Here is an 18716-nt window from a genome sequence, read left to right as displayed (position 1 = left end):
GGGGTCACCAGACCCCGATCTTCTCCGCCTCGGCATGGCTGATGGGGTTGTGGGCCTTGGCGTGGTCCTCTTCGGCGAGGAAGCGGCTGACTTCCAGGGCGGCCATGCAGCCCATGCCGGCGGCGGTGACGGCCTGGCGATAGACGTCGTCGGTCACGTCGCCAGCGGCCCAGACGCCTTCGATCTCGGTCGAGGCGGTGCCGGGCTTGACCCGCAGATAGCCGCCGGCGTTTGTCTCCAACTGACCCTTGAACAGTTCCGACGACGGGGCGTGGCCGATGGCGATGAAGACGCCGTCGGCGGGGATTTCCCGGGTCGAGCCGTCCTGGACGTTCTTGAGCCGAACGCCGGTCACGTTCTTGGCCATGCCGTCCACGACGCCGACGATCTCCTCGATCGCCGAGTTCCAGATAACTTCGACCTTGGGGTGTGCGAACAGCCGGTCCTGCAGGATCTTCTCGGCGCGGAACTCGTCGCGGCGGTGAACGACCGTGACCTTGGAGGCGAAGTTGGTCAGGAACAGCGCCTCTTCGACGGCGGTGTTGCCGCCGCCGACGACCACGACTTCCTTGCCGCGATAGAAGAAGCCGTCGCAGGTGGCGCAGGCCGAGACGCCAAAGCCCTGATAGGCGGCCTCGCTCTCCAGCCCCAGCCATTTGGCCTGGGCGCCCGTGGAGATGATGACCGTCTCGGCCAGCATCTCTTCGCCGCTGTCCAGCGTCAGGCGGAACGGGCGTTGCGACAGGTCGGCGGAGACCACGATGTCGTGGATGACTTCGGTCCCGACATGCAGGGCCTGGGCCTGCATCTGCTCCATCAGCCAGGGGCCCTGGATGGTGTCGGCGAAGCCGGGATAGTTCTCGACGTCGGTGGTGATGGTCAGCTGGCCACCTGGCTGGATGCCAGCGATGACGACGGGGTTCAGCGAGGCGCGGGCGGCGTAGATGGCGGCGGTCCAGCCGGCGGGGCCGGAACCGATGATGGCGACGCGAACGGTACGAGCTTGGGTCATGGCCCCTATTTAGGCGGTGATTCCCGTTTGCGCGATGCTAGTCTCATCGGACCACAAGGGAGATGGGGATGACGAACAAGAGCGTGGCCTTCCTGCCGATCGGGATCGGCATGGGCCTGTCGATCGGAGTGGCGCTGGGCGTCGCATTGGACAACGTCGCCTTGGGTCTGGCCCTGGGCACCGCCATGGGGTCAGGGTTCGGCGTGGCCCTGATGGGGGCGGCGAACATGAAGGCCAAAAAGGGCGGCGGATCGGACGGCGGCGCCGTCATGCCGTCATCGGATACGTCCCAGCCCAGCGGCTCGGGCTGCAGCGGGGACAGCGGCTGTGACGGCGGCGGCGGGGGTGGCGGCGACTGAAAGGCCACTCCAATATCTTTTAGTGCACTTTTGTGCAGATTTTTGCGAACTGTTCTGAAGAAGCCTCCTGATGACGGCCGTCACCATAGGGCGTGACGGCGTCAGGAACGGAGGTGGGTCTCGCTATCGGGTCTGCAACGCTTCCAGAACGGCGCGCGCGGCGCGGTCGGTTTCGGCCAGCGGGTCGTAAGTCCAGCCGTCCAGCGCGCCGTCGAACGGACGGGTTGCGCCGCGCGATTGCAGGTCGTCGTACAGGCGAGCGAACTTGTCGCCGGCCTTCAGCGGGATCATCGGCAGGACGTGGACCGGCTTGCCGGTCGAGGCGGCCTCGGCGGCCATGTTGGCGCTGTCCTCGGTCACCAGGATGTGGTCGGCGAAATGCATGAAGCCGAACAGGGGGTTGTCGCCTGCCCCGTCCCAGATCCAGCCCGGCAGATCCGACAGGCGAGCGGTCATGACGGCCTTGGCCGCATCGGGCGTGCGACGTGAGAAGGTCAGCATCAGTGCGCCGCCAGATGCTCGCACGGCGTCCGCGATCTGGTCGGCCAGGTCCGCCGCATGGGCCTCGGTCAGGTCGAAAGCCTTGGACTTGCCGCCGATCAGCACGGCGACGCGCGGATGAGGCAGGGGGGCGATCCGGTCGGCGAAGGCGGGCGCGGCCTCGGCGATCCGCTGCGGCGTGATGCGATGGGGTGAGCCGGTGATTTCAAAGACATTGTCGCCCGACAGACCGTCATGGGCGGGCGCGACGATCAGATCGTAGCGATCGTTGGCCCAGCGTGGATCCTGGGTTTGGACGACGAAGGTCTTGCCGCCGCTCCAGGCCTTGACGCGGGTCGACAGCGGCAGGGTCGCACGACCCGTGGCGATCCATAGGTCGGGCCAGGGGCCGGTCAGCGGCGCGGACGCCAGCATAGCCGGGGTCTTCAACGCCGACGGCAGGCGGTCGAAGATCGGCCGCCAGCGGATATGTTTGATCGTGATTTCGGCCAGGGTCAGGCGCTGAACGGCCTCGGCGAGACCCAGCGCCTGATTCTCTATGCCAGCGCGGCCGTCGGAGACGACCCAGATGGCCAAAGGATTGGGCGAGAGGGGGCGCGCGGACGCTGCCCCCGCCATCACTGTTACTTCCACTCGACCTTGAGGATCTCGTAGGCCTTCACGCCGCCGGGGGTGTTGACCTCCACGACGTCGCCGACTTCCTTGGAAATCATGGCGCGCGCGATCGGCGAGGCGATCGAGATCTTGCCCTTCTTCACATCGGCTTCGTGTTCGCCGACGATCTGATAGGTGGCCTCTTCCTCGGTGTCTTCGTCCACCACGGTGACCGTGGCGCCGAACTTGACCTGGCTGCCCGACAGTTTGGACACGTCGATGACCTGGGCGCGGCTGATCTTGTCCTCGATCTCGGCGATCTGGCCTTCGATCCAGCCCTGACGCTCCTTGGCGGCATGGTATTCAGCGTTTTCGGACAGATCGCCGTGCTCACGCGCCTCGGAAATGGCGGCGATCACGCTCGGCCTTTCGACCGACTTCAATTGCTTCAGTTGATCGTCGAGGGCACGGTAGCCCTCGCCCGTCATCGGCACTTTTTCCATTTGTGTCGTGATTTTTCTGGTTCGCCCGGAGACTGGAAAGACGCGAGATAAGCACACAAAAGGCCGCGGGGCGGGCGCGGCCGGGCATCAAGACTAGGGTTTCTCGCTCAGGAATTCAAGAGCGCGATGCCCGCGCCGGTTGACCGCTCAAGCGCGGGCCGGCGGTTCGGGCTTGTGGTCGCGGCGCAGGACGCCCTTTATGAGGCTATAGGCCAGCCAACCGACGGCGGCGAGGCCGGCGAGCATGAACAGGCCGGAAATCAGGGCGGCTCCTGCCGCCATGAAGGCGAGGACGAAGGCGACGGCCGCAGCCAATCCGGCGACGATCTGAATGGTTTGAAGGCGCATGAGACCTTAACGCCCTCGACCACGGCGGGTTGCGCCGCCGCGATCACGATCCGATCACGCGTAGCTGTAGGGACCGCCGCGTTCGAGCGCGCGTTGATAGGCAGGCCGCGCGTGGATGCGGTTCAAGAAGGCCTTCAGATGAGGTTTGGTCTCGGCATTGAAGGCGCGGTCGGCGCCGGCCTCGACTGGAAAGCTCATCATGATGTCGGCGGCGGTGAACTGATCGCCCGCGAACCATTCCGAGCGGCCCAGTTCGTCCTCCCAGAAGACGACATGGGTGCGCAGTTGCGGGTCGACGAAACTGGTGATCGCCTTGTTGGCGACGCCATTGACGATCGGCTTCAGCAGGGCCGGCGCACGGCGTGGGAGCATGCTGAACACTAGCTTCAGCAGCAAAGGGGGCATGGCCGACCCCTCGGCATAGTGCAGCCAATAGGTGAAACGACGGCCGTCCTCGGTTCCCGCCGCCGGACGCAGCCGGCCCTGACCATAGGTATCGAGCAGATATTCGACGATGGCCCCGGTCTCTGCGACCTTGACCGCGCCGTCCTCGATGACCGGCGACTTGCCCAGCGGGTGGATCGCCAGCAGTTCGGGGGGCGCCAGCCGGTTTCCGGGGTTTCGTTCATAGCGCACGACCTCATAGTCCAGGCCCAGCTCTTCGAGTAGCCACAGGACGCGTTGCGAGCGGCTGTCGTTCAGATGGTGGACTTTGATCATGGGTCGGCTCCGGGCGGCGAGGCGTGACTATTCGCAACGCCGCCCCAGAAGTCGAGCGGCGATTGCGGCCTCAACGCGGGCGGCGGCCGCTCCAGCGTCCGCGGGGTTGCGGCGCGACCTTGGGCTTGGCGCCTTCGCGGCGGTCGCGCCAGACCTCATAGGCCAGGGTCGCCAGAGCCAGTTTGCCGGCGTGACGACCGGCGACGCGGCGGCCGCCCTTGGAGAGCAGCAGGCTGCCGATCAACGGGACGAGTTTGTTCAGACGGGACATGATTGAGTTCCTTTCGTCGTCCCAACGCGCCGTGCGTGATCGGGGTTCGCCCTGCGACGACATGAACTGTCAGCGACCCACAGAAGGTTTGGCGCGCGCGACGCGCCGAGCGGTGCTAGCGCTAGGGCATGAGCCAATCCCGCATCGCCGCCTTCTTCACCTCTCTGAGCTTTTTCGTCATCGCCGCCCTGGTCGCCGGCGTCGTCGTCGGCGCCCTGGCGCAAGGGTCGCAGGCCGCCTGGCTGACCGGCGCCTTGGGCGTGGTCGAGAGCCTGGGCCAGGTGTGGCTGAACGCCCTGCGCATGACCGTCATTCCCCTGGTGTTCAGCCTGCTGGTGACCGGCATCGTCTCCATCGCCGATGCGGCGGCGACGGGCCGGATCGCGGTGCGGTCGCTGGTGGTGTTCGCGGTGCTGCTGGTCGGGGCGACGATCTATGCGATCCTTGCGGGCCTGGGCCTGCTGGCGGTCTGGCCGATCGATCCGGAGGCGGGGCGTGGCCTGCTGGCGGGCGTCAGCGCCGAATCGCTGGCGACCGTGGGCGAGGCGGCGCGCACCGACGGCCTGCGCGCCTTCCTGGCCAGTCTGGCGCCGGCCAATGTCATCAAGGCGGCGTCCGACGACGGGGTGCTGGCGGTGGTGGTCTTCGCCGTCGCCTTCGGCTTCGCCGCGACACGGATCAAGGCCGAGCTGCGGCGACCTCTGGCCGGCTTCTTCGAGGCGGTGGCCGAGACCATGGTGGTCATCGTCCACTGGGTGCTGCTGGCCGCGCCGTTCGGGGTGTTCGCCCTGGCGCTGGGCGTGGGTTTGCGTGCGGGCCTGGGGGTGGCGGGGACGCTGGCCCACTACGTCGCCATCGTCTGCCTGAGCCAGATGGGGCTGATCCTGATCATCTATGTCGTGGCGATTGTGTGGGGGCGGATTTCGCTGGTTCGTTTCGCGCGCGCCGTGGCCCCGGCCCAGGTCGTCGCCGTCTCGACCCAGTCGTCGCTGGCCAGCCTGCCGGTCATGATCGAGCGCGCGCGCGACTGGCTGGGCGTGCCGCAGACGTCGGCAGGTCTGGTGCTGCCGCTGGCGGTGGCGGTTTTCCGCATCACAAGCCCGGTCGCCAACCTGGCGGTCTGCCTCTACGTGGCGCAATTGCACGGGGTGGAGCTAGGCCTCGGCGTACTGATCGCCGGCGGACTGACAGCCATCGCCGTGTCCATCGCCTCGGTCGGCCTGCCGGGCCAGGTCAGCTTCTTCGCCGCCATCGGCCCCATCTGCCTGGCCATGGGCCTGCCGCTTGGCGTGCTGCCGCTGCTGCTGGCGGTCGAGGTCATCCCCGACATCTTCCGCACCGTCGGCAATGTCACCGCCGACCTGGCCGCGACCCGGATCGTGGCGGGCGAAGATGGAGCGGGCGAGGACGATCGCGCTACAGAATGACCCAGGCGGCGCCGCCCGCCAGCAGGATTAGATTAAGCAGGACGACCAGGCCGAACTGCGTCCTGAACGGCTCCTTGCGGGTCTTGTGGCGTAAGATGTGCTGACCCATCCAGGCGCCCAGCCCGCCGATCAGGCCGAGCAGCAACAACGTGGATTCCGGAGTCCGCCACAGGCCGGCCTTGGCGCGCTGCTTGTCCCTGGCGAAGGCGAGAAATCCCAAGACTTCGCCGCACAGGATGGCGATCAGGGCGAGGTCGAGATTGGACATCGGCGTGGCTCCGGCGTTCGGCCGCTACAGCCTTGCAGCGTGCGGCCGAAAACCGGAGATTTCGTCAACGTCAGGCGTAGTCCTGGATCGCCCGTACATCCAGGTCGCCAGCCTTGATCGCGCCGATGGCCTGGGCCGCCGCCAGGGCGCCGGCTGTGGTGGTGTAGTAGGGCATCTTCATCATCAGGGCGGTGCGACGCAGGCTGAAGCTGTCCTGCAGCGACTGCTTGCCCGATGTGGTGTTGAAGACCAGTTGGACCTCGCCGTTCTTCATCGCGTCCACAATGTGCGGGCGGCCTTCCAGCACCTTCTTGACCAGCTTCACCTCCAGCCCCTGTTCGACCAGATAGGCGTGGGTGCCGCCGGTGGCCATCAGGCTGAAGCCTTCGGCCAGCAGCGTTTTGGCGGCGTCAACGATGAAGGGCTTGTCCTCATCCTTGACCGAGATGAAGGCGCAGCCCGAGGTCGGCAGGGTGGTGCCGCCGCCGATCTGGGACTTGGCGAAGGCGCGGGCGAAGGCGGGGGCCATGTCGGCCTCTCCCGGCCGCTTAAAGTCCAGGCCCATGACCTCGCCCGTCGAACGCATCTCCGGGCCCAGGACGGTGTCCACCCCGGCGAAACGGGCGAACGGGAAAACGGCTTCCTTGACGGCGATATGGTCGTAAGGCTGGTCCGTCAGACCGAACGACTTCAGCGGCACGCCAGCCATGACCTTGGCGGCGATGGAAGCGATCGGCTGGCCGATGGTCTTGGCCACGAAGGGTGCCGTGCGGCTGGCGCGCGGATTGACCTCCAGCACGAAGATGCGCGGGCTTTCGCTGTGCGGCTCCTCGATGGCGAACTGCACATTCATCAGGCCGCGCACCTTCAGGGCCTTGGCCATTTCGGTGGTCTGACGCTTCAGCTCGTCCACGATCTCGGGCCGCAGCGAGAAGGGCGGCATGGAGCAGGCGCTGTCGCCCGAGTGCACGCCGGCTTCCTCGATATGTTCTAGGACGCCGGCCACAAAGACCGTCTCGTCGTCGCACAGGGCGTCCACGTCCACCTCGGTGGCGCGGTTTAAATAGTGGTCGATCAGGACGGGATCGTCGCCCGAGACGCGCATGGCCTCGTGGACGTAGCGGTCCAGTTGCTCGCGGTCGTGGACGATCATCATGCCGCGACCGCCCAAGACGTAGGAGGGGCGCAGGACGACGGGATAGCCGACCTCTTCGGCCTTCTGCGCGGCCTCCTCGGCCGAACGGGCCAGGCCGTTGGGCGGCTGGCGCAGGCCGATGCCTTCCAGCATCTGCTGGAAGCGTTCGCGGTCCTCGGCCAGATCGATGGAGTCGACGCTGGTGCCCAGGACGGGGATATTGTCCTCCTGCAGGGCGTGGGCCAGCTTCAGCGGGGTCTGGCCGCCGAACTGGACGACGCAGCCGATCAGGTCGCCGTTCGAGCGCTCGACCTCGATCAGCTCCAGCACGTCCTCGGCCGTCAGGGGCTCGAAATACAGGCGGTCGGAGGTGTCGTAGTCGGTCGAGACGGTCTCGGGGTTGCAGTTGACCATGATGCTCTCGACGCCGATCTGGTCGAAGGCGAAAGCTGCGTGGCAGCAGCAGTAGTCGAACTCGATCCCTTGGCCGATCCGGTTCGGACCGCCGCCCAGGATGATGGCCTTCTTCTTGTTCGTCGGTTCGGACTCGCACTCGGGGATTTGGCCCAGAGCGCCGGTCTCATAGGTCGAATACATATAGGCGGTGGCGCTGGCGAACTCGGCGGCGCAGGTGTCGATCCGCTTGAACACCGGGCGCACGTGCAGGCCGCGACGAGCGGTCCGGACGGATTTTTCGCTCTGGCCGGTCAGCTGAGCCAGACGGGCGTCGGAGAAGCCCTTGGACTTCAGGCGGCGGAACTCGGTCGGGTCGGTCGGCAGGCCCTTGACCCGCACATGGCCTTCCTCGCGCACGATGTCGGCGATCTGGCGCAGGAACCAGGGTTCGTAGGCGCAGGCGGCGTTGACCTCCTCGACCGTCAGGCCGTGGCGGAAGGCCTGGGCGATGACGCGGATGCGGTCGGGGGTCGGAACGCCCAGGGCGCGGACGACGGCGCCGCGGGCCGTGGCGTCGTCTTCGGCGCCGGCCACCCCTTCGATCTCGATTTCGTCGAAGCCCGACAGGCCGGTTTCAAGCCCGCGAAGCGCCTTCTGCATCGATTCCTGGAAGGTGCGGCCGATGGCCATCACCTCGCCCACCGACTTCATCGAGGTGCCCAGCAGGGGCTCCGAGCCGGGGTATTTCTCAAAGGCGAAGCGCGGGATCTTGGTGACAACATAGTCGATCGACGGCTCGAAGCTGGCCGGCGTCACCTGGGTGATGTCGTTGGTCAGTTCGTCCAGGGTGTAGCCGACCGCCAGACGCGCCGCGACCTTGGCGATGGGGAAGCCGGTGGCCTTGGACGCAAGGGCCGACGAGCGCGACACGCGCGGGTTCATCTCGATCACGACCATGCGGCCGTCGGCGGGGTTGATCGCCCACTGGACGTTCGAGCCGCCCGTCTCGACGCCGATCTCGCGCAGCACATTGATCGAGCCCGTCCGCATCCGCTGATATTCCTTGTCGGTCAGCGTCAGGGCAGGGGCGACAGTGATGGAATCGCCGGTGTGGACCCCCATCGGGTCGACGTTCTCGATCGAGCAGATGATGATGCAGTTGTCCGCGGTGTCGCGGACGACCTCCATCTCATATTCCTTCCAGCCCAGGACCGATTCCTCGATCAGCACCTCGGTGGTCGGCGACAGGTCCAGCCCGCGCAGGACGATCTCCTCGAACTCCTCGCGGTTGAAGGCGATGCCGCCGCCTGTGCCGGCCAGGGTGAAGGACGGGCGGATCACGGCGGGCAGGCCGACGAACTCCAGCCCCTCCAGCGCTTCTTCCATCGAATGGGCGGCCTTGGAGCGGGGCGATTCCAGGCCCAGCTTGTCCATCGCGTCGCGGAACTTCTGGCGATCCTCGGCCTTGTCGATGACCTCGGCCTTGGCGCCGATCATCTCGACGCCGTGCTTGGCCAGCGCGCCGGATTCATGCAGGGCCAGGGCGGTGTTCAGCGCGGTCTGGCCGCCCATGGTCGGCAGCAGGGCGTCGGGCTTTTCCTTGATGATGATCTTCTCGACCATCTCGGGCGTGATCGGCTCGATATAGGTGGCGTCGGCCACCTCCGGGTCGGTCATGATGGTGGCGGGGTTCGAGTTGACCAGGATGACCCGGTAGCCTTCCGCCTTCAGCGCCTTGCAGGCCTGAACACCGGAATAGTCGAACTCGCACGCCTGGCCGATGACGATCGGGCCGGCGCCGATGATGAGGATGGACTTGATGTCTGTGCGCTTGGGCATCGCCAGCTCTTCTTCTTATTGAACGCTAGTGGGTCACGACCGCGCATTCCCAGCCGTCATACTCAAGCTGGAAGGCCGCGGCCCAGGTCTGCATCATGGCCGAGGTCGCCGCGAAAGACGCCTCGTCCACCGCCATGGTCGTTTCGAGCACCGTCATGTCGTCGGCGCCGCGTGTCAGAAAGCCGGCGCGCCGGGCGACCTCGTTCAGGTCGCCGTGGTCGCCCTCGCCATAGAAGTAAAACAACGTATGGCGCGGCGTCACGCCGCTGTCGCCCTGTTCGGCCAGCGCCGCGCGCACCATGGCGTCGCGTTCGTCATGACGGATGTCCGAGGCGTCCAAGGGAGTGCGTCGTCCTTCGTTCTCTACGCGCGCGAGAAGCCCCCCGCAGAGCCTGGCCCTGCGACGCTCACGTCTGCTTGTCGGTTAAGCGGCCCGTTTAGAGAGGGAGGGGCCGCCTGACAAGGGAGGTGGCGCTCTTATAAAAAAAGGGCGGCCATAGGCCGCCCCTTCTCGTCATTCAGTTTGTCGTCTTACCAGGCGCGGTAGTTAAGCCCGATGAAGAAACGACGGCCGTAGGGGTCGAAGTTGCTGTAAAGCGTTTGACCCAACTGCGGCGCCTGTTCCGCGTCAAAGGCGTTCGTGACGCCAGCACGCAGCGACAGATTATCACGGACATTGTAGCGGACGGTGAAATCGTTGCGCATGAAGTTACCGGTGTTGTTCAAATCTTGCGCGCGGTTGTCGGCGTTCAAGATCAAGTCACGGTTGCGGTTGATGTTCTGAGCAGACTGCCAATCCACCGACCAGTTGACACTCCAAGTATCATTGGGCGTGTAGGTAAGCGACGAAGTGAAGCGGACATTCGGGAAGAACAGATTGCCACGGTCGCTTGTGTAGTTGGCGGCATTAGTAGAGTCGAGGAAGTTTTCCTGCTCGATCAGCCAAGAACCCGCCAGCGAGTAATCCAGGCGACCCCAGTTGCGGCCAACCATCTCGTCGAAGTCGAAACCATAACGTGCGGTGAAGTCCAGACCACGCGTGGTCAGGGCCGCATAGTTCAGCGCGCCTTCGACGAAACCGCCAATCGGATCGTTCGCCGGAGCGCCCAAGCCGAACGGAATCTGCGGATTATTACGGAAGATGGTGGCGCAGGCGGAGTTATTCAGACCCGGGCCATTGACGCAGTTGTTGGCGGCAGTCTGAGCCGACACGAAGGCGATCACCTGCGTAATCTCGATTTCATAGTAATCGAGCACCAAGCTGAAGTTCGGAATGAACCGGGGCTGCAATACGGTCGAGAAGGTGAAGGATTCCGACTCTTCGGGTGTCAGGTTGGGGTTGCCACCCGTTACGCCCGATACGCCGCTGCCGTACACCGGGTTGAAGTCATCGGTGTTGGTTGCAGTATTTCCGGCAAAGTCGAAGGTCAGGCCGCTAGCTTGCGCCAGGGCCGTACAGTTGGCGATCCGATTGGCGCGAATTTCCGCCGTTTGCAAAGCAATATTTGCTGTGGCGCAGGGATCAACAAAGCCGTTGGCGAAAGTTTCGCCCAGCGGGGAGAAGTTTTCGCTGAGGTCAGGTGCCCGGAAGGACGTATTGAAGCTGGTCTTGAATGTGATGTCGCGGATCGGACGATAGATCAGGTTCACGCCGTAAACGTCACCTGTTCCCGCAGTGCTGTAGTCAAAGTAACGATACGATCCGCTCAGTTCAGCGTACTCGCCTAGAATGGAGTCGCGGAACAGCGGCAGCGACAGTTCCGTGAAACCTTCGTCGCTAGTATATTCCGCACCCGGGAAGTCCGGACCACCGTTCAGGAACAGCGCACGCCCGGCAGTGGAGGCGTCACGTCCGACAGCTTCGGTGTATTCGCGACGATGCTCGTAACCCAACGCCAAACCGATCGGACCGGCGCCCCAGAAGTCCCACAGCTGGCCGGAAACCGATGCGATGGCGTCTTCCTGCTCATTACGCTCGGTGTAGTTGACGAACGCATTGATGTAGTCGCGAGCAGCTTGGCTCTGGTTGCCGACGCCGAAGATGTTCAGCGGTTGGCAGTTGGCGACCGCGTCACGACCGACCTGGCTGTCACGCAGATCATTGAAGGGCAGGAAGTAGTCGTCTAGCGGGAGGCCTTGAGCGTTCAGCAGTTGCGAACGGCACACAATGGCGCCGGGCGTGCCAAGGATGCCAGCCGTGTCTCGCACGGCGTCGGCCGCCAAGTTGACCCGTAGGGCATCTGTGCCGGTTTCCGTCTCTTCAACCTCGACCTGACCATAGGTGTAGGACAGGCTCCAATCGACGTTCTTGACGAAGGACACCGAGTCCAAGCTGCCTTGAACGCCGGCCACGAAGCGTAGCAGGTCACGCGTGCTGTATTGGTCGCGGTTTTCGCCGAACAGGGTGTGACGCGCATAAGGGGCTGCGGCCGTACCAGCGACAGTGCTCGGCTCGGTCGCGGTTGGCGGATTGTAGAGAGTGATACGGTTTGCGTAGATCGCCTGACGCAGATTGTCAGGGATGTAGGCGTTGTCGGCGATACGCAGACCTTGGCGATTGAAGAAGTTGTAGTTCGAACCGATCTGGTTCGCTGTGGTCGCGGTACCGTAGAAGCTGTTCGGCAGGTCATCTCCGAGGATGAAGTCGTAGAAGTCTGGTTGAGACGAGAAGTGCGTGTCTTCGGTCACATATTTGGCTTCGACGAAGGCCAGGATGTCGTTGGTGACCTTGAAGTTCGCGCCGACCTGATAACGCTGAGACTCCGAGGCGGGGACGCGCGTGATGGTCGAGAACTCGGCCGGTTGATCGCCGTCGCCGCCGATGGTCAGCGGACGGTTGATTCCGGTGTTGCCGATACGTTGGCCGAAGTTGGCCAGACGGGCGGTCGTGCCATCGAACACCCAGGTGCGACCCGGTTCGACCGAGAAGCAGTTCGCGCTGCTGCCGCCGATCGCGGTGACGACGCTAGCGCAGTTGGCGTACGGCACGTCCGGATCGTTCAGCGAACTGGCCTGCTGGTTGTTAGCCAAGGTCGTCTGGCCCCAACGCGGGCGTTGGAGGGTGCGGTAACCGTAAAACAGCTGGTTGTCGCGGTCGCCGTCATAACGAGCGTTGGTCGGATCGGCGTCGATGCCGACCAGGCCACGGGCATTACGAAGCCAGTCGATGTCCATCGACTGCACTTCGTCAAGCTTCTCGTATTCGCCGAAGCCGTAGACATTCAGGCGATCGTCAAAGAAGTTCTTGCCCAGCAGGGCCGAAACACGGCGGGTCGCTTCGCCGTTATCGTTGATCATGCCATAGTTGGCGTCCAATTCCAGACCTTCGAAGTCCTTGCGCAGGACGAAGTTCAGAACGCCCGAGACGGCGTCGGCACCGTAAACCGACGATGCGCCACCCGTGATAATTTCGATGTTCTGGATCAACAGTCGGGGGATGGTGTCGACGTCAACCGACAGTGTGCCGCCCTGTGAACCTACGTGGCGACGGCCATCGACCAAGGTCAGGGTACGACCGGCGCCGAGCGAGCGCAGGTTGGCGAATGAAAGGCCGCCGATACCGAGGACGCCCGTGCTGTCGGAAGGCACTTGTGAGTTCGACAGGGCCGGAATCGTAGCGAGATAGTCGATGACAGTCGATTGGCCGGTGGTCAGCAGTTGCTCGCCAGAAACCTGAATGAGCGGGGTCGCCGAGTTCACTGGGTCGCGCCGGATGCGTGAGCCGGTAACGACGATTTCTGCAACCTGATCTGCGGGCTGAGCCTGAGCCGACACTGGTCCTGCGTTGAGCGTTTCCTGCTCAGTCGTTTGTGCTGCGACGCTGGTCGTAACGAGCACGCCCGCCAAGACAGTAGATGTCAAAAGAAGATGGCGCATAAATTCTCCCTGAGCAGATGCGGCATTGTGAAGTCTATAACATGTTCAAACCGCCATGTGATGGGCACAAAGCTGACACAGGTGGCTGCGTCAAGCGCCGCGATCATCAAACTGTCACTCGGGTAAAAGGATTTCAAAACCTGTCGTAAAAGAAGCACGTCTGCATTTCGGTGACTGAAATTAATTATCGACCAGCGCGCATCTTGGTCGATATTTCATTGGTCGATCGCCGCGATCCAGTTGGGGAGTTCGTCGATGCGGGCGAGGGAGACGTAGCGTGGCTCGTCCACCGGGGCGTCGGCCAGCTCGTGGGCCCAGGTGACGTGATAGGGGATGTGGACGCCGAAGGCGCCGGCGGCGATGGCGGGCAGGACGTCGGACTTCATGGAGTTGCCGGCCATGACGGCCTCGGCGGGGCCGGTGCCGTGGCGGTTGAAGACCCGCTCGTAGGTGGCGCGATCCTTTTCGGAGACGATCTCGACGGCGCTGAACAGGTCGCCCAGGCCTGAGGCCGCCAGCTTGCGCTCCTGGTCCAGAAGGTCGCCCTTGGTGATCAGGACCAGGCGGTATTTTTCGGACAGTTCGGCGACGACCGCATCCACGCCGGGCAGGGTCTCGACCGGATGGGCCAGCATCTCGCGACCGGCGGCCAGGATCTCGCGCACGACATGGGGCGGAGCCTCGCCGTTCGTCAGCTCCATCGCCGTCTCGATCATCGACAGGGTGAAGCCCTTGATGCCGTAGCCATAGAGCCGCAGGTTGCGTTGCTCGGTTTCGGCCAGGCGCGCCTCGATGGTCGCCTCGTCGCCGTGGTCGGCCAGAAGATCGACGAACCGCGCATGGGTCAGGCGGAAGATCGTCTCGTTGTGCCAGAGGGTGTCGTCGGCATCGAGGCCGACCGTGGTGATGCTCATGCCGCGCCCCTATCATGGGACGAACGACGAAGGGAGACGCGATGAACGGATCGGCGGTGGTGATCGGGGCGACGGGCGGCATCGGCCGTGCGATGGTCGAGCGGATCGCGGCGGACGGCGCGTTCGATACAGTCTGGGCCGTGTCGCGGTCCGGCGCGGATGTGGCGGGCGCGCAAGGTTTGGCCGCCGATCTGGAGGATGAGGCCAGTTTGGCGTCGGCCGCCGAACGGATCGGCCAGGGGCCGGCCCCAACCGTGATCGTGGTGGCGACCGGGGTGCTGCACGACGGGCGTCAGCCGGAACGGTCGTTTCGTCAGTTGGATGCGGAACACCTGTTGCGGGACTACCGCGTCAATGCGGTGGGGCCTGCGCTGGCGGCGAAACATCTGCTGCCGCTGATGCCGCGCGATCGGCGGGCTGTGTTCGCGGCCCTGTCGGCGCGGGTGGGGTCGATAGGCGACAACCGGCTGGGCGGCTGGCACGCCTATCGCGCGTCCAAGGCGGCGCTAAACATGATCCTGCGCAATCTGTCGGTCGAGATGGCGCGCAGCCATCCGCAGGCCGTGATCGCCGGTCTGCATCCGGGCACGGTGGCGACGGACCTGAGCGCGCCGTTTCAGAAGGGGGTGGCCGAGGGCAAGTTGTTCACAGCCGACTATTCCGCCGAGCGGCTGCTGTCCGTGCTGTCGAACCTGAGCCCGGCCGACAGCGGCGGCGTCTTCGCCTGGGACGGGGTGCGGGTGCCCGAATAGCGCGCAGTCGTGACTTGAGCGAGACGGGCGACTGGCGTCAGATGATGGTCATGCGTCTGAGCGTTTCCGCCCGGCTTTTCAGCCTTCTGTTGCTCGGCCTGCCGCTGAGCGTTCCGGCCGTGGCCCAACCGGTCGATTCGCCGGTTGTCGATCCGGTCGTCGCCACAGCGCCCTCGCGTGACCGCGCGCGGTTGAACCAGCGGGTGTTCGACCGGGTGTGGAGCGAGGTGCGGCGGGGCTATTACGATCCGACCCTGCAGGGCGTGGATTGGAACGCCGCGCGGGCGACGTTCCGGCCCCAGGCCTTGGCGGCGAGCGACGAGCGGGGGCTGTACCGCGTCATCAATGCGATGCTGGATCTGCTGGACGACGGTCATGCGGCGGCCAGCCCGCCGGCGGCGGTGCGGCGTCAGGAGGCGCAGTTCGCCCGGCGCGCCGTGATGGGCCTGACCCTGATGCGGGGCGAGACGCCGGACGACTGGACCGTCGAGCGTGTCCGGCCCGGCTCACCGGCCGAGGCGGCGGGGGTGCAGATGGGCTGGGCCCTAAACTCGGTCGACGGGAAGCCCTGGGGACCGGACGTCGAGAGCTATGACGGGGTTCCGGTGCAACTGGTGCTGACCGACGATGCGGGACAGAGGCGCGAGATCGCCCTGACGCCGCGGGTGATGGAGGCCATCAAACCATTCACCGCCGACAAGTCGCGACCGGGGGTGCTGGTGCTGCGCGTCGAGCAGTTCGACAAGGGCCTGGGCGCCTGGATGGGCAGCGAACTGGAAGGCTTGCCGCCGGATATCGACGTGGTGCTGGACCTGCGCGGCAATCCCGGCGGGCGGCTGATGGAGGCGGAATCGGTCCTGACCTGTTTCCTGCCGCGCGATCAGGTCTGGGCGACGCGAACGGGACGCAGCGGTCGGCCCGTGGTTCTGAGGGCGGCGGGCGACTGCGGCGATCGGCGCGATCCCCTGGCCAATGATGTGGCGGTTCTGGTGGATCAGGGCAGCCGCAGCGCCGCCGAACTGACACCGGCCGCCCTGCAGGAGGCGCGGCGCGGCATCGTGTTGGGCGAGAAGACGGGGGGATCGGTGCTGATCGCCCAAGAGACCAATCTGCCGGACGGCGGGCGGCTGACGCTCAGCCGGGCGGACTTCGTGACCTCGGGCGGGATTCGGCTGGAGAAGCGGGGGGTCACCCCGGACATCGCCGCGCCCCGCACCGTGGCCCAGCGCCGCGCGGGCGACGACCCGACGCTGGAGGCGGCGATCGCCGCGCTTCGAGCGGAGGAGCGGGCGAGGGCTTCGACGCCCGCCAGCGGCCTCTAGATCAGCAGCATTTGAACCCGCCGGCGCCGCCGAAGCGGCGCTGCTCGTGCAGGCGGAAGAAGGCGGTCTTGTCCAGCGGCGGCTGGTCGGGATGGGTCGTCGCCGCGTGATCGACATAGGCCTGATAATCCGGCTGACCGATCATGGCGCCGGCCGTGCGCCGAACGCCGCGACCCCACCGCAGGGCGGTGTCGCGACACAGGCACAGCAGGTCGTCCTGAACGTCAGGCACGGGCCGCATCCGCCGCCTCGTCGGCCGCCGTCAGTTGGTGGCTTTCCGGATACTCGCGGACCGTCGGGCGGTTGTTCGCATAGGCCTTGCGGCACGCCAGGACGCCATAGACAACCATGGTGACGACCACGAACAGGAAGCCCGCCGTCAGGGTCGAGTTGACGTAGTCGTTGACGACGATGCGGTGCATGTCGCCGATGCTCTTGGCCGGGGCGATCAGTTCGCCGGCGCCCAGCGCCTCCTGATATTTGCGGGCGTGGGACAGGAAGCCGATGCGGACGTCCGGGTGGAACAGCTTCTGGAAGCCCGCCGTCAGGGTGCAGATCAGCAGCCAGGTCGCGGGAACGACCATGACCCAGGCGAACTTCTCGCGCTTCATCTTGAACAGGACGACGGTGCCCAGGATCAGGGCGACGGCGGCCAGCATCTGGTTGGCGATGCCAAACAGGGGCCACAGGCTGTTGATGCCGCCCAGCGGATCGACCACGCCGGTGTAGAGGAAATAGCCCCACAGCCCGACCGTCAGGGCCGTGGCGACGACATTGGCGCCCCAGGACTTGGTCTCGCGCATCTTGGGGACGGCGACGCCCAGCAGATCCTGGATCATGAAGCGGCAGACGCGGGTGCCGGCGTCCACGGTGGTCAGGATGAACAGGGCCTCGAACAGGATGGCGAAGTGATACCAGAAGGCCATCATGGCCTTGCCGCCGATCACGCCGGACAGGATGTGCGCCATGCCGACCGCCAGGGTCGGGGCGCCGCCTGCGCGTGACAAGATCGAATGTTCGCCCACGTCGCGGGCCAGCTGTTCCAGCTCTCCGGGCGTGATGTGGAAGCCCCACTGGGCCACGGCGGCGGCGGCGGAGGCCGCATCCTTGCCGATGACGGCGACCGGGCTGTTCATGGCGAAATAGACCGCGGGGTCCAGAACCGTGGCGGCGATCAGGGCCATGACGGCGACGAAGCTTTCGCACAGCATGGCGCCGTAGCCGATCATGGGGATCTGGGCTTCGTTCTCCAGCAGCTTGGGCGTGGTGCCCGACGAGATCAAAGCGTGGAAGCCCGACACCGCGCCGCAGGCGATGGTGATGAACAGGAAGGGGAACAGAGCGCCGGCGAAGACCGGGCCGGTGCCGTCGATGAAGGGGGTGATGGCCGGCATCTGAAGGTGCGGACGCACGATCAGGATGCCGACGGCCAGGGCCACGATCGCGCCAATCTTCAGGAAGGTCGACAGATAGTCGCGCGGCGCCAGGAGCAGCCACACCGGAATGACCGAGGCGATGAAGCCATAGACCATCATCAGGATCGCCAGAGTCGGGCCGGTCAGGGTGAAGGCCGGACCCCAGAACGGATCGGCCGCGATATGGCCGCCGCCGATGATGGCCAGGATCAGCAGGACGACGCCGATCACCGAAACCTCGCCCACGCGGCCCGGCCGCAGGAAGCGGGTGTACAGGCCCATGAAGATGGCGATGGGGATGGTGGCGGCGACGGTGAAGGTGCCCCACGGGCTTTCGGCCAAGGCCTTGACCACGACCAGGGCCAGCACCGCCAGGATGATGACCATGATCATCAAAACGCCGACTTGGGCGATGATGCCGGGGATGTTGCCCATTTCGGTGCGGATCATATCGCCCAACGACTTGCCGTCGCGACGCGTGGACATGAACAGGACCATCATGTCCTGCACCGCGCCGGCCAGCACGGCGCCGACCAGAATCCACAGGACGCCCGGCAGATAGCCCATCTGGGCGGCCAGCACCGGCCCGACCAGCGGGCCTGCGCCGGCGATGGCGGCGAAGTGATGGCCGAACAGGACGTTCTTGGGCGTCGGCACATAGTCGAGCCCGTCGTTGCGCCGCATGGCCGGGGTCAGGCGCGCGGGGTTCAGCTGCATGACCTTGTTGGCCAGGTAGCGGCTGTAGAACCGATAGGCGATCGCATAGGTGCAGACGGCGGCGACCACCATCCAGACCGCGCTGATGCTTTCGCCCTGATGCAGGGCGATGATGCCGAGGGACACCGCCCCCAGGATGGCGATGGCGCCGAAGATTATGGGTGTGCTGAGTTTGCCCACGACAGATCCCTCCCGGCCGGCTGACTGCGACCCTCGCCCTTGGTTTGCACCACAATGCGGGACAAGGCCAATCGACTAAAGTCGTAGAAATACGTCTCCTCCCCATTCATGGGGAGGTGGCTCGAAGCGCAGCGGAGAGACGGAGGGGTTCTCCACAGGATCACGAG

At 65.4% G+C, this 18716-nt stretch carries 17 protein-coding genes; 4 read left to right on the top strand and 13 right to left on the bottom strand.

Translation table 11 applies throughout. The features are described 5' to 3' along the window. Positions 1-4: 4 nt before the first annotated feature. Positions 5-1012, bottom strand: coding sequence for a thioredoxin-disulfide reductase (gene trxB, locus PFY01_RS14085; RefSeq protein ID WP_271041747.1), 1008 nt, complete (start codon positions 1010-1012; stop codon positions 5-7). Between the two features lie 68 nt (positions 1013-1080). Here trxB and PFY01_RS14080 point away from each other — a divergent pair, with 68 nt between their 5' ends. Then, positions 1081-1371: a hypothetical protein gene (locus tag PFY01_RS14080; protein WP_271041746.1), complete on the top strand. Its 291-nt coding sequence runs from the start codon at positions 1081-1083 to the stop codon at positions 1369-1371. A gap of 123 nt (positions 1372-1494) precedes the next feature. Here PFY01_RS14080 and PFY01_RS14075 read toward each other — a convergent pair whose 3' ends face one another. From PFY01_RS14075 to PFY01_RS14055, 5 genes are all read right to left on the bottom strand, one after another. Then, on the bottom strand, positions 1495-2490 hold the full coding sequence (locus tag PFY01_RS14075) for a mitochondrial fission ELM1 family protein (protein ID WP_271041745.1): 996 nt from the start codon (positions 2488-2490) through the stop codon (positions 1495-1497). Between the two features lie 5 nt (positions 2491-2495). Next, a complete protein-coding gene (greA, locus tag PFY01_RS14070; RefSeq protein ID WP_055752933.1) occupies positions 2496-2969 on the bottom strand; it encodes a transcription elongation factor GreA in 474 nt (157 codons plus the stop codon). A gap of 147 nt (positions 2970-3116) precedes the next feature. Next, positions 3117-3317, bottom strand: a complete 201-nt coding sequence (locus tag PFY01_RS14065; protein WP_055806048.1) for a hypothetical protein — start codon at positions 3315-3317, stop codon at positions 3117-3119. A 54-nt stretch (positions 3318-3371) separates the two neighbouring features. After that, complete coding sequence (locus tag PFY01_RS14060; protein ID WP_271041744.1) at positions 3372-4037, bottom strand: glutathione S-transferase family protein; 666 nt, start codon at positions 4035-4037, stop codon at positions 3372-3374. 70 nt (positions 4038-4107) lie between these two features. Further along, on the bottom strand, positions 4108-4308 hold the full coding sequence (locus tag PFY01_RS14055; protein WP_271041743.1) for a cysteine protease: 201 nt from the start codon (positions 4306-4308) through the stop codon (positions 4108-4110). A gap of 128 nt (positions 4309-4436) precedes the next feature. On the opposite strand from PFY01_RS14055, the gene PFY01_RS14050 reads away from it, so the two are divergent. Beyond that, the gene (locus tag PFY01_RS14050; protein ID WP_271041742.1) at positions 4437-5735 is read left to right on the top strand and encodes a dicarboxylate/amino acid:cation symporter; all 1299 of its coding nucleotides are present in this window, start codon (positions 4437-4439) and stop codon (positions 5733-5735) included. On the opposite strand, the gene PFY01_RS14045 is transcribed toward PFY01_RS14050, so the two are convergent. From PFY01_RS14045 to PFY01_RS14025, 5 genes are all read right to left on the bottom strand, one after another. After that, complete coding sequence (locus PFY01_RS14045) at positions 5725-6003, bottom strand: DUF1294 domain-containing protein (RefSeq protein ID WP_271041741.1); 279 nt, start codon at positions 6001-6003, stop codon at positions 5725-5727. The two genes, PFY01_RS14050 and PFY01_RS14045, sit on opposite strands and share 11 nt — an antisense overlap. Positions 6004-6073: 70 nt before the next feature. Further along, positions 6074-9373 carry a carbamoyl-phosphate synthase large subunit gene (carB, locus tag PFY01_RS14040; RefSeq protein ID WP_271041740.1) on the bottom strand — a complete coding sequence of 1100 codons (3300 nt, stop codon included), beginning with the start codon at positions 9371-9373 and terminating at the stop codon, positions 6074-6076. A 25-nt stretch (positions 9374-9398) separates the two neighbouring features. Next, entirely contained in the window at positions 9399-9713 is a 315-nt protein-coding gene (locus PFY01_RS14035; RefSeq protein ID WP_038293704.1) for a ribonuclease E inhibitor RraB, read from the bottom strand. A 191-nt stretch (positions 9714-9904) separates the two neighbouring features. Beyond that, a complete protein-coding gene (locus PFY01_RS14030) occupies positions 9905-13249 on the bottom strand; it encodes a TonB-dependent receptor domain-containing protein (RefSeq protein WP_271041739.1) in 3345 nt (1114 codons plus the stop codon). Between the two features lie 215 nt (positions 13250-13464). Continuing rightward, positions 13465-14163: an HAD family hydrolase gene (locus PFY01_RS14025; RefSeq protein ID WP_271041738.1), complete on the bottom strand. Its 699-nt coding sequence runs from the start codon at positions 14161-14163 to the stop codon at positions 13465-13467. A gap of 41 nt (positions 14164-14204) precedes the next feature. Between PFY01_RS14025 and PFY01_RS14020 the strand changes: the two genes are divergently transcribed. Both PFY01_RS14020 and PFY01_RS14015 read left to right on the top strand, forming a co-directional pair. After that, entirely contained in the window at positions 14205-14915 is a 711-nt protein-coding gene (locus tag PFY01_RS14020; RefSeq protein ID WP_271041737.1) for an SDR family NAD(P)-dependent oxidoreductase, read from the top strand. Positions 14916-14929: 14 nt separating this feature from the next. Further along, positions 14930-16237 (top strand): S41 family peptidase, encoded by a 1308-nt coding sequence (locus PFY01_RS14015; RefSeq protein ID WP_271041736.1) that lies wholly within the window; start codon positions 14930-14932, stop codon positions 16235-16237. Between the two features lies 1 nt (position 16238). On the opposite strand, the gene PFY01_RS14010 is transcribed toward PFY01_RS14015, so the two are convergent. Together PFY01_RS14010 and PFY01_RS14005 are read right to left on the bottom strand one after the other, a co-directional pair. Continuing rightward, positions 16239-16469 (bottom strand): YbdD/YjiX family protein, encoded by a 231-nt coding sequence (locus PFY01_RS14010; RefSeq protein WP_369814622.1) that lies wholly within the window; start codon positions 16467-16469, stop codon positions 16239-16241. After that, positions 16462-18549 carry a carbon starvation CstA family protein gene (locus PFY01_RS14005; RefSeq protein WP_271041735.1) on the bottom strand — a complete coding sequence of 696 codons (2088 nt, stop codon included), beginning with the start codon at positions 18547-18549 and terminating at the stop codon, positions 16462-16464. The genes PFY01_RS14010 and PFY01_RS14005 overlap by 8 nt, the downstream gene beginning before the upstream one ends. Positions 18550-18716 lie beyond the last annotated feature (167 nt).

The sequence above is a fragment of the Brevundimonas vesicularis genome (genome assembly GCF_027886425.1).
GTDB classification, from domain to species: domain Bacteria; phylum Pseudomonadota; class Alphaproteobacteria; order Caulobacterales; family Caulobacteraceae; genus Brevundimonas; species Brevundimonas vesicularis_C.
The sequence above is the reverse complement of the archived record's forward strand: the minus strand, read 5'-3'. Positions and strand labels throughout refer to the sequence as shown.